The organism is Vibrio sp. 10N.222.55.C6 (genome assembly GCF_041473395.1).
In the GTDB taxonomy this organism is placed as follows: Bacteria; Pseudomonadota; Gammaproteobacteria; order Enterobacterales; family Vibrionaceae; genus Vibrio; species Vibrio crassostreae_C.
Genome location: NZ_JBFRSD010000001.1, coordinates 1 through 15,905, shown reverse-complemented (window position 1 = coordinate 15,905; position 15,905 = coordinate 1). Strand labels below are relative to the sequence as shown.

Sequence of the window (15,905 nt, the reverse complement as noted above, 5' to 3'; positions counted from 1 at the left end):
GTTACAAATCAAACGGCGTGAATCGAGTCTTGGTCTCAAATGAACATAGCGTTAACTGCGACATAGAGGCTTACTTCATGAGACGTGGAGCCATCATTATCAGTAAGCTCTTTATGCATGCGCAGTATATTCTAATAGTTGCATTAAGCGAAGTTGAATTACTTTTTAGTCACGGCGATAGGGAGTTTGTCGTTAGCACCCCATTCCGTCCATGAACCATCGTAAACACCCATTTCACCGTTATAGCCAGCGAGTTTAGCGGCTAATAATATGATGCAAGCTGTTACGCCAGAGCCACAGCTAAAGAACATAGGTTGAGAAGGCGTTAATTCTAGCGTTGAAAAGATATCAATAAGCTCTTCTTGGGACTTTAACTTGCCGTTTTTGAGTACTTGGGCAAATGGTAGGCAAATAGAATTCGGTATATGGCCACTACGCAAGCCTTCACGTGGTTCAGGAACTTCTGAATCGAAACGAGCTTGAGAACGAGCATCTACAATGTTTGCGCTCTTGTCAGTTGAGTAACCTTCAATCTGCTGAGCACTGACAAAGTAGTTGTCTTGAATATGGCCTTCAAAATTGCCCGCTTTTACTTCGGTGCGATAGTCAGTCTCGGTCGCGTAACCGGCTTCGATCCAAGCTGGCAAACCGCCATCTAAGATGAATACGTCGTTGTGTCCCATTGCCATAAACATCCACCACGCACGAGGAGAAGCGAAGGTTCCGGAGTTATCGTAAACCACAATCGTACTGTCTTGATTGATGCCAATTTCTTTTGTGCGAGTGTTGAAGTGTTTTTCGCTCGGAAACATGTGAGGAAGCAGAGTGTGCTTGTTACAAAAGTCTTTGTCGTAGTCAAAACGAATAGCACCAGGAATCATTTGTCCTTTGATCTTTTCTGACTCGCTTGGAATTTGAAACTCGATGCTGGCGTCGAGGATGATGATATTGTCTTCTGCTAGCAAACGTTGTTGAAGTTGTTGTGGTGAGATGAGTGGCTGATTCATTATTGTTATATCCATTCTTGTTGTTTTAGCGATTCTTACTGTTTTAGCGAATACAGTGGTAGAGCGATTACTGTTGCTTTTGCGAATACAGTTGCTTTACGAATACCGTTGTTGCATCGATGGCTACTGTGCAGCTCGACAGTGGATGAACTGATAACTGCTTTGTCCGGTTATTTGATTGTTTAATGTATCAAGCGCGACCACAGAATCAATAGGGCAGTCTGTGGTAGGAGCAATAGAGAGCCGAAATACGTCATTATCTTTTGTCTGAACCGTCAGATAACGCCTGTGCCCATCTAAGGATTGAGTAAGCGTGTTCGAAATTACTTTGGCTTGAATACGTTGCCCCGTCTCTGATGTTAGCGGGAAATAGGCAAGGGCAACTAACACGCCTACGCCACACATTAAGATAAATAGACCTATTTTTAACTGTTTCATGAGAGTAAGTCTTTGAAGGTTATGTTGAAAATATAAGTGAGGTTGGTGGTAAAGTGAATGCTACTCGCTAAGAAAGCTGAATTAACTGCTCTTCGACGAAAATAAAAAAGTGAGCATTTCTGCTCACTTCCTACTTACAAACAATCCATTTTGACTCTGTTTCGTCAGAGATCTCGCTAACGACAAGTTACCTGCTGTTAAACAATTTACTGCCAGACAATCTGAGAGTCGCCGCTAGAAACCACTTGTTGTAATGGAGGTTGACCATCGTAAAACCAAATCTCTATCAAGAGTGCGTCATGGTTTACTGGTGCTGCAAAGTTGGAGGCGAACACACCGTTATCTAGTGGGCCCGCAATGACCTTGCTGGAGTAATCCGGCTTCAAGGTTGAGTCATCTCTTGTACTAAAGCGGCTATAAACGGTCACAAAAGAACGGTCTGTCGAAATGCTGCTGATGTCAATGTTGAGATCAAACTGTTCAACAGAGTTGTAGTCAAATCCATCAGGTACCACCAAATCACTCATCGTATAGCTCTGCGCTGCTACCGCACTTGTCGCGGGAGACGGCGAAGGCGTTGCTGTTACCGGAGTCGTTGCTGTTACCGGATTCGACGGAGTTGCAGGTGTCGAGGGTGTAGATGGTGATGCCGTAGATGTACTTCCGCCCCCACCGCCGCCGCCTCCACAGCCGGCTAATACTAATGGCGCTGCAGCTAAAATAACGGCTAGTGACTTCTTGATGTTCCAAGTGCTTTGTACAGACATACGTTTTTCCTCAAAGAGATTGCGACTTGAATCAACGCAATGATTGTCTCGATATTGTTTAGTGTGAATAGTCATAACGTCTCTCCTTATGGTTCGTAACGTTGGTTGTCTGCAGGTGATTGGTACCATGTTTGGTTCGTTTCACCGCCGGATTCTGCGTATTCTTTAAACCCTGGGTAAGCGGTAACAATATCGACGTACTCTAAAGGCCACTCCCATTCGTCATCCGAAGTCACTATTAGTGCCCAAGGGTGGTTTTCTACTGTTTTGAAGTATTTACCTGTTGATGGATTACTGTCATCGACGCCTAAACCAGCTTCAAAGAGGTTAGTGGTATCAAATGCTTCGGTTGGAGCTTGGTCTGGCAAGTGAACCTCCCAGCTGCGTCCTGGATGTAGAGGTAGGTTTTCACCATGATAATACCCAGGCGTTGCGAAGATGAACGGGTCGTAAGGCATATCGGTCCAGCTGCCAGTACTCACACCGTCACCGGCTAAAGTAATACCAATTTGGAACGAGAACTGCTCATCTTCTTTACATCCATTACTGGTGCGGTAGAAGGTACAGCCAGTGCTGATTTTTTCTGTCAGGTCATTGGCGATAACAAAGATTGCTTCGCTACGTCCATCTTCTAGGTCAAGGTCAGTGAATACGCCGTTGTGTTTCATGTAAGAGCTACCACTACTCACCAAGCTCGGGTCGAGGTTAGGAAGTCGAACAGCAAAACCATTTCTGTACGATGCCCCGACAGCAGCTAGGCGGCCGTCGATAGTTGATTTAACGACTTTTCCATCTTTAAGGATTTCAGTAATACGATACATAAGAACAGCATCGTTCATGTCGTAGTCAGCTTTATAAGGCCAGTTATCTTCGTACGCGAGCGTTGCGTAACCAGAAGCACTTGGGAAGTAACGAGCAGTGGCACCATCGTTAAGAACATCGACTTGAATATCGACCACCTCACCAGAGGTAGAACCGCCAAAGTAGCTCAGGTTGGTTTGTTGGCTGAATCTAAATCGAGCCCAGGTAGTACCGGTCAGTGCGTTGATATCAACATTAAGGAACAGATCGTTCTCACCAGCATCGAGCGCGTAATCTGTAAACACTTGCTCGTTGGCGCCATCGAAGCTGCCATCTTGGTTCCAGTCTATCCAAGCTGAAAGGTAACCGGTTGTTGAAGCTTCAATCACAACTTTTGAATCAAGTCCGGCTTCAAGTGCGGTAACAAAACCGATACCACCGTTGGCCCATTCATCATCCACCCCGACAGTTTCATCTGATTGAGGTGTGACATAACCATCTAGATCCGCATCTGGAGGAGTTGTACCTAACCATGTGATGCCATCGAGTTCATGTCGAGGGCCATTGCTCGCCAGTAACGTTAGGTAGCTGTCTGGAGCATCACCGAAGTCGATGTTTGAGTCTTCATCAACAACAGGTGCATTAGCACAACGAGCACCATCGTTTTGACCAGAAGCTGGGCCATTCGATACGAACTCTACAGCAGGAACGACACCTGCAGCGATGTTTGCAGCGTTATCTGGGGATAGGTTGATACGGTAGATCTTACCGTCTTGATTTCGAGATACGTAATAGTAGCCGTTTACATCAAAATAACCTGCGCCAAACGTCCCTGTTTCTCCGGTATCACCAATATAGGTTTCTGCACCTGTAGTTGGGTTGAAGCTGTACAAGCCACCCGAGTTATTGTCGATACCATATAAAGAGCCATCACTTGGATGGAAAGCAAAATCAGTCAGTTTTACAGTTGCAGGGCTGCCTGCGATTTTGTTGACCGTGACGGTCGCATTCGGATCAGAGTCTAAAGGAGAGAGGTCAACAGTAAATAGTCCCTTACCTGTACGATACAAGTAGTAAACATGGTCATAGACGTCGCCGACATAGAAAGTGTGATCGGTTGGTAAGCCACTGGTATTGATAACTTCTGCTTGGAAGTCTTGACCAAGACGCACTAAACGTTTGTTGGTGGTGTCATAGCCATAAATATATCTGTCTTGAAAGTCGAAACCGACACCATTGATATTGGCATTCATACCCGTATCGTCTTCCAACAGAGTGGTTGAACCTGTTACAAGGTTTACCCCCCAAACTTCAACGGGTTTCGACTGAAAGAGGTATGCTTGACTAGGGCAGGTATCGAATGGCGCTGCGTTGGCGACTAGAGGGGCACTTAATAGCAAACTTAACGTTGTAATTCTCATATCTACATCCTTGTGATGGAAGGTCTAGATATTCAATCAAGTTACGTGCCAGTTTTAAGTGTTTGATTTAATGGGTTTTTATTATTTATCGAGTTCAGTTTCCAATTTGAGTGTCAATATGAAAGTGTGCCATCCAAATAGCCAAAGGCCTTTATATTTCTATTTGATTAGAGCTAAGGATACAAGAGCTTAGGCGGTAATTACGAGTGATTGTCTAATAGGCTCTGTATGTATTCACTCGTGAATGGAACAATATCTGAGACCACTTTGGATGCTAAAATGCTTTCAGCGTTAGCTTTTATTCTGACATATCGAAAATGCTTGCCATAAACCTTTACTCCTCCAAACGGTAAACTCTTTCCTTTGTTAATCAATTCACAATCTGAGTTTGATTCATAAAGGGAATACCCCAGGGCAAAGCCATGTCGGGTCGGCCTCAAGCAGTAACTCAAGCATCTCCTGCTGTGTTAAACCTCGCTCCTTTCTGGCTTGTTCTAAGAAGTGTGCAAACGTGAGTGGCATTCTTTGTCCTCGATAATCTCTATTATGGTAAGTATTGTTCGATTGCTTATGTAATTCAATCTTCTTTTATTAGAATTTAAACTATAGCTTATCGGGCAGGTTTTTATTATAGATGTAGATAAAACGAAGGTAGGTATTACTAGCTTTACTGTTGATGGTTTTATCGAATCGGCATTTTCGGCAAATGGAATTTTCAAATGCCCAATATTTCTTTTCCAGTGTTCCGCATAATTTATTTCGTCCTGTCACCGATGAGCGTTAACAAATTTAAACGCAGGAGCGGGATTACTAATTTATGAAATATTTAATCTTTAAAGGAAAGTAAAATGTTTAACTTCAAAAAAAGCGCACTAGCATCAGTTCTTCTTATGGGTATGGCAGTAAGTGCAGGTGCTAACGCATCTTCAAATGCTACTGTTATATGGAGTGGCACTGTTCCAGTAACTAACGCATCAGATGCACTTATCATCACTGGCCTAGGAGGTGATACAACAGCGCTTAACGGTACTATCACTCCAAGCACAGACGGTGTGTTTGAATCAGATACTATCGTACTTGAGTCTCACTTAAATGATGGTGATGCTGTTACTCCTGTTGTTGGTGCATTAGCTTCAGCTAACTGGACTCTAGTTGATGCATCAGTAGCTTTTGACGGTGTGGCAAACCCATCTCAAGCTGTTGAGATTAATGTAAATGGTGCACCAGTAGCCGTTGGTGATGTTGTTTCTGGTGAAGAAACTATTTCAACTAAAGTTAAGCAGACTGCTGTATTACCTGAATCTGAAGTAGGTGGAACTACTGTTCAAGCATCAGTAACGGTTATGGCTGACCTTGTTTAATTTGTAGAAAATTCCCGATTCAAAGGCTCGTAGTAATTACGAGCCTTATTTCTCTACGATGGTAGTCAATATGAAAAAAGTTTTAATACTATTGGCTTTCATGAGTATGAATGCCAACGCCGATTTCAAAGTGCTTTACATTACTACGAGCCTCGATGTAGGCAAACTTTATACAAATTCAATTAATTCTGTTGAATTTATTCCGGCAGTTCTGGAGTTGACGTCAAATCAAGACAAAACAAAATTTGATGATGTTAATACCACATTAAGAATTGAAACAGATATACCTTTTGAGTCTTCGGATATTCCTTATATTTCAACGTTAACAAAAAATACGTCAATTTGTACGGACTACTCTGGAGTGAGCAATGTTCAGGATGATTTCGTTACATTAACGATTGACGGGATAAGTTTGTCAGAGGGTGAATCCGTCTCTTTTTCAAATTTCAATTTAAATGATGGCGACAATAAGTATAGTGAGCATGACATTATATTAAGTTTTCAGTCATTTAAAGATATCATCACAGCGGGCCAAGCGGAGAGGTGTAATGGTGAGATAGAGTTCAATATAGAGGTAGATATATAATGTTCAGGTTCAAACTCATAACAATGGCAATTTTAGTGTTATTGCCTGTGTATTCGTATTCAAGTTATAGTCAAAATGTTCTTGAAGGTTTTGAAGAACTGTTTGAATTGAAAGAGTCAACAGTCCGTATACGTAACTTAGATGGTTCCCTTACTTCACCGATCCCATTTTTAACGTCGTTTAACACGTTAAAATTAGACTCGAATAATAAAAAAGCGATCGCACAGGTATCTGACTATTTAAATGATAATACAGTGTCGGCTGAGTACCAGCAGAAGATCATAGATCAATTAATGGTTGGCATACAAGATCAGTCTGAGTGTTTAGGTAAGCTCGATGAGTGTGAGTTGTACCCAGAAACGTTTGAGATCGTTCATAACTATAACGATCAAGAAGTCTATCTTTTTGTATCTCCACAGGTGTTGTCATACTCGAATCTCGATAAAGAACTGGTATACCACTCGTCTCTGAGTCAACACAATGGGTTAATCAATTCATTTGATCTGTACGTGAGTGAATATCAAGATCAAGACTCAATCGTTTCTTTAAATAATGAAACGACACTGGGGCTACCTTACGGATACCTCAAAACTGATTTCAATGCCAACAACAGTGATAACGGTTCTGAATTGTATGAAGCGGCATATCATTTAGATATCGATTCTTACTCAATAAAAGCGGGTCATTTTGAATTTGAGCCAGAGGTTAACTCAACTGACTTCCTGAATAACACCGCTCGAGTTGCTCAAAACTCGCTCACGGTAGGTACCTCTAAAAAGTTGCTCGTAGGCGGACATAATAACGACAAAGTATTGAGCTTTTATGCGCCAACAAGTGGCGGTGTACAAGTTCTTCGTGATGGTCGATTGATTTTTCAAGATAACGTACCAGAAGGGCAGAACTCAATTCCTTACAGCAAGTTACCATCTGGTCGCTATGAAGCTGTACTTGAGGTGACAAGTGGTGGGCAAGTTGTTAATACCCAGACTTATCAAGTATATAACACCAAAGGTGACTCTCTGACTCAGGGGGAAGTGGATTTCGTTGCCACTGCGGGTATGTTTTCAGGAAGCCATTACGACTACACGGAACATGGCATTAAAAATATTGAAGACGATGTTTATGGCAAGGCATTAGCTAACTACCAACTCACCCGTTCGTTGCAAGTAGGCTTGGGCGGCTTGGTCACGGACAGTGGCACTATGTACACCGTTGGTGGTGCATACAATCTGATTGATTGGGATTTGAGTACTGAAGCTGTGTACAGCCAATTCGAAGACGCATCTCACTTTAATGCTAATATCGGTATCCCTTATTTAAGTCTATCTTATGAGTCTCTCGATAATGAACTTGGTGATCCAGTTGCTTCTTATATGTACGGATATGCCGATTATTCACGTCTATCGTTGAATTCTTCGTACAGCTTCCGCGGTGGACAATCTATGTATGCGGTTTACTCGCTTAATAACGACAAGCAGTTAGACAATTTAGGTAACTCGGATGAACAGGAACAGCAGTTTATTTCCGTTGGTTACAGCACGCCCACAGTTTTAGATTCTCGAGTTAATATTAACGTCGATTACTCTGAGGCGACGGACGACATATCAGTTAATTTGTTATGGAGTGTCCCGTTGTCAGACACAGTAGAAACTATCGTGGGCCTGACGAGTGATAGTGATGACATTAATCAATTTAAAACAACAGTAAGACGAAATCAGTTAATTGACTCAGACTCCTTTAATACGTCGCTTGAGGTGAGTAACACCTACGATCGACAACAGGATGATATGTATCAAGATGCGTTATTGGCGACCAGTGGCACGACTAAATACGCTCGAATGAATGCCTCCGCCCATACGTCCACCAATGGCACGAGTGGTATCAATGCTGGCTTGTCTAGCACTCAAATCGTGACGACAGACGGCGTTTATATTACCGATAAAGCGGCAACGTCTTATACGCTTGTCGATATTCATCAGTCGCAGAATACAGAGCAGACGTTTGATGAAAAAGGTTACTTCTCTCTTAAAAAAGAAGGGCGAAACAACAGTAAGTTCATCGTATATAACGATGAAACCGTTGTGCCTTTGGAAGACTATAGTCAATATCGTGCGAAATTTGATTCAGAGAGCGTTGATCTTTACAACTCTGGTGATAGTAACGTAACCGTGTTTACACACCCAGGTACGGTTGCTTCTATTGAGCCAAGAGTTAGTCGCGTCGTTTCGTTTGTTAGCGCCTTTAATGACATATCAGAACAGCCGATTACAGAAGTGAAGTGTCATGGAGAAGGTTGTATTGAAGTCAATGAAATGGCCGACGGTGTTTATAGAGTAACCGTATTGGAAGGCATGAACTTTGAATTGTCAGCGAAAGAAAGCCAATGCTTACTGCCTTATGAATTTACTTCAACAAATCAGATGAACTTTGGTCAAAACTATTGTTTGCCAATAGCTCAAGAAAAGCAGATAGATTTGATTGATGCAGGTGGACGACTACAAGCGATGTATTTAGGTGCATACGAAAGCTCGATTGAACTGAATAAAGCGCTTAAAAAGCTCGAATTACACGGTTATCGAATTATTCAGAAAGAAGTGGGTTCGTTTAAGGCAATTTATATAGCGCATGAATCTATAAACATGGCGGAAACAATAGCGCTTCATAAAAGAGATATCGATCAGTTAAAACTGTTGGCAAAACGACTTTATCGCACCAACGCCATTACATACCCAGTCGCACAAGTTAATTAAGGAGTGGGAAATGAAATCCAATAAAGTTCTACTAAATTTAGTATCACTCACCGCTATATTGTTATCTATAAGTGTACAAGCTTTTACGGTAGATAAAATGGTTATTGTCTCTGATGATAAAGGGAACGGTATCGTTACGTTAACCAACGACGAGTCTCACCCAATTTTTATCCAAGCAAAGGTGGATGAAATAAATATTATTGATGGAGAACAGGTAGAAAAAAAACAATATACAAGAGACAACTTAAACGATTGGAAGGTGTCATTAACGCACCAGAAGGTAGTTTTGAACCCTGGTGAAGAGAAAGACATTGGCATACGTAGTTTATGCCACAACGCTGCATGCGATAATTCAAAAGATTTGATGTTTATGCTGTCTTTTTCTCCAAGTAAATACAGACCTGGTGAAGTAGTGAGTGGTGTGGAAATTAATTACGGATTCGCACCTGTTTATATTATTCCTACAACACAACCGAATTATTCTTACGAATTAACCAACAACGGTGATAGCCTTAGAGTCGAAAATAAAAGTAATACCATGCTCAATTTTTTTGTAGATGCATGTGTTGCTGAAAACAAAGCCCAATGCAAACAAAAATTTACGGTTGTATCGGGAAGGAATAAGACGTTCCCTTTAACCGAAACTATGCGAAATAACGAGTTGACCATTACCGTGACATCTCACGACAGAAGCTATTCAAAGAAAGAAATGGTGACGAGAGGTAAAATATAATGCCTAGACCTATCCTATATATTGTAGCGTTTATTGCATTAATGACGACAAGCATGGCTCAAGCTGCGTTTGAAGTTCGCGCGGAAGTGAAGGCTGGTGGTGTTCGTTGGGACAATGTGACACGTTACAATGGCAAAATGCTGCCAAGTACGTGGGAAACTCCTCCTATGTTGCAGGCTTCAGAAGCTTGGGCGGCCGCGACATTTTCGGGTACACCTCCAACAGAGATGACTTTAATTGGGGGAAATGGGAATACTTCACCGTCAATATCGATCGATATATCGGGCGTTCAATACAATACTACTGGAATTGAATTTGCCCAGTCAGCGAATACGGTAGGTGGTGGGTGCTCATTTGATGAAGTGTCACTACCGATTGTGACTGTTGAAGGTCCAAACTGTGTTTCGTCTGTTCGATTAATTAATAAACAAAAATCGAGCCCATTTATTTTCCTGAGACCTATTTTCGATATTAACGAAAGTGAAATAGTGTCGGCATTAAGTGGGCTACCAGAGGGGCAATATTCAGCTTCAGTGCCGGTAAATATTCGTTACTACTATGAAAATGACGGCATTATGACTTATCGCAACATCAATGAAGTGATGTTGTTTTCATTTGATTATCAGCCTGTTCAACTCGACAGTGTTTTTGTAAGTGGAGATGGTGTCATGACGCCAGTCTACGACACAATTGGCAAAAGAATAACATCGACAACGTCATTTGATATTACAGCGAACGGCTATTTTAATGACGGAATTGTTTTAACAATGCCCTTACAGTCATACGAATTGGTTAATTCAAGTAACCCTGGTGTGGTTATTCCTTACAGCATTCATTGCGATCAGTGCAGCTCTGGTAACTTAGTTGATGAAGGACAATTAATGTATCAAACAACGGCTATTTCAGAAGGAGCTGGAGTGCAAACAAGTATTAACTTTACTTTAGACTTTGATTACGATATTGAGGGCAGTTCTGCTGTTTCCGGAGATTATTTTGATGAAGTAACGATCATGTTGGAGCCTGGTATTTAAGATGAAAAAAATGAACTTAATGTCATCGATTATCGCTGTGTTCTTATCCATAAGTGTATCAGCAGAGGAGCTGCCTATCCAGATGAGTGGTGGCATGACGTTTTCTGCATTTGATGACAACATGGGACAGACTGAAGCACTTGGTTATAAGGCGGCGGTTGGATATAACATTAGTGAAAACGTACTATTTGAACTTGGCTATGCTGATTATTCTGCTTTTTCTGATTCGGAAATAGATAGTTTACGTGCGGTAATGGTTGAAACCGACTTATTGCTACCCGTCAGTGAATTTGCCTCCTTGTATGCAGGAGTCGGGGGCGCGTTTTCTAGTGACGACACCAATTTTACGGCATCGCTTGGTCTTAAATACCAATTGAGTAAAAATTGGAGCGCCGACCTTGGTTACCAAGGCGTCTTTGATTTAGCTCGTCAACAAGACGATCTATACGCATTTAATGCACTGTTGGTTTATCGTTTTTCAAGCAATGAAGCCGCAGAAGGCCTTTCAGATATTAACCCAAGGCCCAATGTTGACCAGCTTGTTGAAGAGTCGACCCAAGTATCAAGGCCGAAAACCCAATTGGCGTCTATTGTCCCAATTAAGAAGGCGCCATCGTGTCAGCAGCGTTTAGTTGAATACCGAGTGGTTCCTGGCGACTATTTGCTCCGAATTGCAAGAGCATTTGATAGCTCACTTGATGAATTAGTCGAAGCAAATCCAAATCTTAATAATCGTGATTTGAATTTGATTTACCCTGAAGAGAAAATACTTTACCCGAAAGTTAGCTGTTTAGATTAAATTGCCTTCCTTGAAACAGAAACACTGCCAATTTTTTGGCAGTGTTTCTTTGTTTGTAGCAGAGAGTATCTCGCCAATGTAAATGATATCTACACTTGTTTAGCTATCTCGCATCTTGCGTTTTTGAAATTCAAGAGTGCCCAATACCTTCAAACCTGAACGCGCGATACTGTTCACCAATCGAGCTACTCACCTTTATCGTTTGGGCTCGTAAATATGAAAACTAATACCTCAATTATATGCATGAAGGTCAAATATAAGAGAGCGGAGTAATGATCGGACCAAATATTTTAAACATGTATGTACTCATTCTTTTCGCGCTTGGTGTTATATACGCGCTGAGCAAAATAGACGAGTAGTATCCTAAAATTTATTATTTTTAGTAGAGAGAAATATGAAAATTAAATATAATCTATTAACAGTATTCGCAATTTGTTCAGCAATGACTTCTACTGCTGCCAATGCTTTTAATGTCGACAAGATGATTGTCGTCGCGGATAAAAAGGGCAATGGTGTCGTGACACTTATTAATGATGAGTCTCACCCGATTTTTGTTAATGGAAAAGTACAAGAAATTCAGTTTATTGATGGCGACAAAATCGTTCGTAATAGTTATACAAGAAACAATCTAGATGATTGGAAAATATCTCTTACGCACCCAAGATTAGTTTTAAGACCTGGTGAAGAGAAAGACGTGGGTGTTCGTAGCTTATGTCACAACACGTCTTGCGATAACAGCAAAGATTTGATGTTTATGCTGCCATTTACTCCTAGTCGTTATAAAGAAGAGGGAGAGAAAATTCACGGTGTCGAGATAAACTATGGTTTTTCACCGGTTTATATTCTGCCTACGACAAAGCCAAGTTTTGATTATAAGATTTACAATCAGGGCGAGAATTTACGCATCGATAATAATAGTAATACGCTAATTGATGTTTATGTTAACTCATGTACAACAGAAAAAAATACGCAATGCAAACAAAAGTTCACTGTTGTATCTGGTCGGGATAAAACGTTTTCTCTTGCGGAATATACGCAAAGTGAACAACTTAATGTAACCGTAACATCTTACGATAAAAAATACTCTAAAGAGATGCAACTGCCTATTCAGTAATAGGAACGCTGAAAATAGACATAATTATAGGCCTTCAATGATTAATGCTAATCAAGGACGATCAGCATTCATTACCCATGTTCAGTGCTAATTTTAGCCTACATGGCATCACTGTTATCAGCAAAGTGTAAATGCCCAATACAACATTAAATACAAATCATAAAATCAATTTTGAAATCAATAAAAAGTAAAGAGAAGTAATATGAACCTTTTAAGCAATAAGCCAGGAGGAAGCATTCCCCTGGGTTTTGTCGTCGCTACTACGCTTACCCTTTTTGGGTGTGGTGGAGAGGGCAGTGAAGGAAGCTCAGCAAGTGTTTCCCCTAATACTCAAAGCGCGACGCTTTCCGCTCAAAATGCTACCTACTCGACTGGCTATGCTGAATCGTTCGAGGTTGACCTGTCGTCAAAGGTATTTTCATCAACGGGTGGTGGCTTTGCGCTGAGTGAAGTCGAGGTCTTGTCTAATGATGATAGCTGCCAAGTAGAAAGTATGACGGAAACAGGGTTTGTAATTCAGGCCTTTGATACCAAGGTGTGTGACTATCGATATCATGTGACTCCTAAAACATTGTCGCCAATGAGCCGTATGGCTGAAGCGCCAATGAGTGATAGTAGTAGCTCAGAAGGTTCGAGTTCTGCGGTTACGCGCATTGCGGTAAGTAGTAATCCTAGCTCAACCGAACTGGTTCCAGTAAGTGCAACAACACTGATTAATGAAGATGTGAGTGTTTTACTGAAGGACGAATTGGAGAAAGTCGGCTTTACGTTAGGTGACGAGTTTGTATTAACGGAGCTTACACTACCGTACGGTCGCTCGAGCTCAGTTCAAATAAATAGTACAGATGACCAGACTATGGATTATACCCCGCCGTCAGGTTTTACCGGCATTGACCGTGTTCTTTATACGTTAGAAGACTCGGTTAATGGCCTTGTGCTGATGGGGGTTTTAGATGTTGCGGTGGGCTACGAAGCTAACCAAGGTTTTACGATTGACGATAATATTGTATATCCAGTTGTTGTCTACGTATTGACCGATGAAGAAATCGACATCAGCGGCTTTGTTTCCTCGGACGATAGTGATGATTATCAATTGGTGTATGTTGAATCGTTTAACGCAAAAGCGGTACCTAAAGATCCACTGGACACTCAGAATAAAACGATCGTCTTTCAAGCGTCACAACCAGGTTACCACTATATTAGTTTTGCGGTTAGTGATCATAATGGAGTGTATGACATGGGTTTGATTCGTGTTGAAGTGACCGATCCTAATCAGTCATCAAAATGGGACGACATTTCTCATTTGTTGGATCTCTATATTGGACCACCCACCGCACTTGATGCAGCCGGGCAAGGCTCGCCTTATGATATAAAACTGAACGATGATGGCTACAGCCCAGCGATTGATATGGCTGGTTTTCGTTATCCGTCGGCCGTAGCATACTGCGACACCATCGGTGGTTCAGTGCCGACGTTTGATCAACTTAAGCTGATGGCCACTGATACCGATGTTCAGGCGTTACATAACTGGCCTGTTAAAGCGCAATACCTCGCTTATGATGACGGAGCAGATCTGGTTAAGTGGGTGGATCTTAAAGATGGCAGCACCCTTACAGGCGATGTCGATCCAACATCGGCTTATTATGTGACATGTGTTAAGCAAGGTTTAATTACTGTATTGCCTACCTCAAGCACGGAAGTTGTCGCGGATGGAGTTGATGTTGGTTCTGTATTTGTTGAGTTAAAACTCGGTCAAGAAGTAAGACCAGATACCCTTGTGACGGCTTCTGTCTCTAGCCCAAATGTGACATTGGACAGCGATAACGTTACCACAGACAGCTATGGTATTGCCGAGTTTCGCTTAACCAGTTTAAAAGCGGAAACCGTCACATTAACCCTTGATGTGGGTGGCATTACTCAAGACTATGAAGTTAAGTTTATTGGTGATGAAAAGACGGCTGCAGTGTCATCAGAAGCAACGATTGACACGGTACCTTATACGTCAGTGGAAGGTGGCCAGGTTACTGCGACCTTGACCGATCAAAATAGCAACCCAGTAGAAGGTTACTCAGTCATTTCAGTGGTAAGTACAGAACAGCACCCAGACACCGCAGAAATGGTTACTCCTATCCTTGAAGCGGAAACGACTCAAACCGATGAATCAGGTGAGCAAAAAGTGCGGGTAAAGTGGGATACAAACTATCAAACCCCAACAACGACCATGACCTTTGATGTGGCGTCATCTTACACCACAACAACCAATACACAGACTAATGCGATTAGCCAAGTTACCTTTCATGCCTTATTGTGTGGTGGCCAAGTTGGGGATGATGATCAACAAAACGCCGCGGGTGCCTGTGTTAAAATTGCGGAAAGCGATGGAAAGTTGTTTACCGGTACTCCAAGTGAGAGCTTTTTAAACGCTGTTGGCTATAGTAATTACAACGGTAGTCATGTTGAAATTAGCCCTGATGATGGTCCTTCAGGATCGTTTGCAATGTTTAGTTTTACTGAAGCACATAGCCTTTGTGAACATTATAATACACTTGAGCTTAACGGGAGAGATGATTGGGCTTTAGCAAATATGGATGAGTTGATGAGTCTTTCTAATAACTTTGGTCACATGTACACCGCGAAGGGTTGGGCGACCGGCAGCTTCTACTGGTCGTCGACGGCTAGTGGTTCCGTCTACTACCGCGTGAACCTCCGCTCTGGCACCGTCAGCAGCAGCGGCCCATCCAATCTGTTCTACGTCTCGTGCGTATCAGGTTCTTAGGGTTCAACGTTCAGAGTTTGCGGCCCGCAGGGCCGTTTTTTCTTTTTATAGAGGGTAGCGGTTTATTTTCTAAACTCAGTAAGGATTAATATGGATATTGAAACAAAACTCAAGCTTAGTCAGCAACAAGGCTTTGTTTCCTAAATCAGGGAACTAATGCTTAAAGCTACGATCAGATCATCTAAGTTCACTCACATACTTAGAGCAATGCCAAAGCCTCGCTACAGAACAACTAACTGGAAACAATATAACCAAGCCCTAATCAATCGTGGTTCACTGACATTCTGGATTGATGAGGAAGCGATTCAACAGTGGAAGCAA

Annotated in this window: 13 protein-coding genes and 1 pseudogene; 9 read left to right on the top strand and 5 right to left on the bottom strand. The window is 41.9% G+C overall.

Annotated elements, in window-relative coordinates; all coding sequences use genetic code 11:
* Positions 1-158: 158 nt before the first annotated feature.
* The 5 genes from AB4486_RS00070 to AB4486_RS00050 form a co-directional block, all read right to left on the bottom strand.
* Positions 159-1,007: a sulfurtransferase gene (locus tag AB4486_RS00070; protein WP_017061707.1), complete on the bottom strand. Its 849-nt coding sequence runs from the start codon at positions 1,005-1,007 to the stop codon at positions 159-161.
* Between the two features lie 123 nt (positions 1,008-1,130).
* Positions 1,131-1,445 (bottom strand): hypothetical protein, encoded by a 315-nt coding sequence (locus tag AB4486_RS00065; RefSeq protein WP_017061706.1) that lies wholly within the window; start codon positions 1,443-1,445, stop codon positions 1,131-1,133.
* Between the two features lie 206 nt (positions 1,446-1,651).
* The gene (locus tag AB4486_RS00060; RefSeq protein ID WP_017064433.1) at positions 1,652-2,287 is read right to left on the bottom strand and encodes a hypothetical protein; all 636 of its coding nucleotides are present in this window, start codon (positions 2,285-2,287) and stop codon (positions 1,652-1,654) included.
* 11 nt (positions 2,288-2,298) lie between these two features.
* On the bottom strand, positions 2,299-4,434 hold the full coding sequence (locus AB4486_RS00055) for an LruC domain-containing protein (RefSeq protein ID WP_372116086.1): 2,136 nt from the start codon (positions 4,432-4,434) through the stop codon (positions 2,299-2,301).
* A gap of 393 nt (positions 4,435-4,827) precedes the next feature.
* On the bottom strand, positions 4,828-4,956 hold the full coding sequence (locus tag AB4486_RS00050; protein WP_372116085.1) for a hypothetical protein: 129 nt from the start codon (positions 4,954-4,956) through the stop codon (positions 4,828-4,830).
* 326 nt (positions 4,957-5,282) lie between these two features.
* On the opposite strand from AB4486_RS00050, the gene AB4486_RS00045 reads away from it, so the two are divergent.
* The 9 genes and pseudogenes from AB4486_RS00045 to AB4486_RS00005 form a co-directional block, all read left to right on the top strand.
* The gene (locus AB4486_RS00045) at positions 5,283-5,795 is read left to right on the top strand and encodes a hypothetical protein (protein WP_372116082.1); all 513 of its coding nucleotides are present in this window, start codon (positions 5,283-5,285) and stop codon (positions 5,793-5,795) included.
* Positions 5,796-5,865: 70 nt separating this feature from the next.
* On the top strand, positions 5,866-6,381 hold the full coding sequence (locus tag AB4486_RS00040) for a hypothetical protein (RefSeq protein ID WP_065583732.1): 516 nt from the start codon (positions 5,866-5,868) through the stop codon (positions 6,379-6,381).
* 293 nt (positions 6,382-6,674) lie between these two features.
* The gene (locus tag AB4486_RS00035; protein ID WP_372116079.1) at positions 6,675-9,131 is read left to right on the top strand and encodes a TcfC E-set like domain-containing protein; all 2,457 of its coding nucleotides are present in this window, start codon (positions 6,675-6,677) and stop codon (positions 9,129-9,131) included.
* 10 nt (positions 9,132-9,141) lie between these two features.
* On the top strand, positions 9,142-9,864 hold the full coding sequence (locus AB4486_RS00030) for a hypothetical protein (protein ID WP_102321099.1): 723 nt from the start codon (positions 9,142-9,144) through the stop codon (positions 9,862-9,864).
* A complete protein-coding gene (locus AB4486_RS00025) occupies positions 9,864-10,895 on the top strand; it encodes a hypothetical protein (RefSeq protein ID WP_065583729.1) in 1,032 nt (343 codons plus the stop codon). The genes AB4486_RS00030 and AB4486_RS00025 overlap by 1 nt, the downstream gene beginning before the upstream one ends.
* 1 nt (position 10,896) lies before the next feature.
* Positions 10,897-11,694 (top strand): outer membrane beta-barrel protein, encoded by a 798-nt coding sequence (locus AB4486_RS00020; protein WP_102332842.1) that lies wholly within the window; start codon positions 10,897-10,899, stop codon positions 11,692-11,694.
* Between the two features lie 394 nt (positions 11,695-12,088).
* Complete coding sequence (locus tag AB4486_RS00015) at positions 12,089-12,808, top strand: hypothetical protein (RefSeq protein WP_065583727.1); 720 nt, start codon at positions 12,089-12,091, stop codon at positions 12,806-12,808.
* Between the two features lie 202 nt (positions 12,809-13,010).
* A complete protein-coding gene (locus AB4486_RS00010; protein WP_102332841.1) occupies positions 13,011-15,584 on the top strand; it encodes an Ig-like domain-containing protein in 2,574 nt (857 codons plus the stop codon).
* A 207-nt stretch (positions 15,585-15,791) separates the two neighbouring features.
* Positions 15,792-15,905 (top strand): annotated as a pseudogene (locus AB4486_RS00005) (IS5/IS1182 family transposase); the annotation flags it as partial.

Coding starts and splice junctions, on each gene's coding strand:
- AB4486_RS00065 (WP_017061706.1), bottom strand. CDS start 1,445: ATGAAACAGTTAAAAATAGGTCTATTTATCTTAATGTGTGGCGTAGGC.
- AB4486_RS00050 (WP_372116085.1), bottom strand. CDS start 4,956: ATGCCACTCACGTTTGCACACTTCTTAGAACAAGCCAGAAAGGAGCGA.
- AB4486_RS00060 (WP_017064433.1), bottom strand. CDS start 2,287: ATGACTATTCACACTAAACAATATCGAGACAATCATTGCGTTGATTCA.
- AB4486_RS00030 (WP_102321099.1), top strand. CDS start 9,142: ATGAAATCCAATAAAGTTCTACTAAATTTAGTATCACTCACCGCTATA.
- AB4486_RS00020 (WP_102332842.1), top strand. CDS start 10,897: ATGAAAAAAATGAACTTAATGTCATCGATTATCGCTGTGTTCTTATCC.
- AB4486_RS00045 (WP_372116082.1), top strand. CDS start 5,283: ATGTTTAACTTCAAAAAAAGCGCACTAGCATCAGTTCTTCTTATGGGT.
- AB4486_RS00015 (WP_065583727.1), top strand. CDS start 12,089: ATGAAAATTAAATATAATCTATTAACAGTATTCGCAATTTGTTCAGCA.
- AB4486_RS00010 (WP_102332841.1), top strand. CDS start 13,011: ATGAACCTTTTAAGCAATAAGCCAGGAGGAAGCATTCCCCTGGGTTTT.
- AB4486_RS00025 (WP_065583729.1), top strand. CDS start 9,864: ATGCCTAGACCTATCCTATATATTGTAGCGTTTATTGCATTAATGACG.
- AB4486_RS00070 (WP_017061707.1), bottom strand. CDS start 1,007: ATGAATCAGCCACTCATCTCACCACAACAACTTCAACAACGTTTGCTA.
- AB4486_RS00055 (WP_372116086.1), bottom strand. CDS start 4,434: ATGAGAATTACAACGTTAAGTTTGCTATTAAGTGCCCCTCTAGTCGCC.
- AB4486_RS00035 (WP_372116079.1), top strand. CDS start 6,675: ATGGTTGGCATACAAGATCAGTCTGAGTGTTTAGGTAAGCTCGATGAG.
- AB4486_RS00040 (WP_065583732.1), top strand. CDS start 5,866: ATGAAAAAAGTTTTAATACTATTGGCTTTCATGAGTATGAATGCCAAC.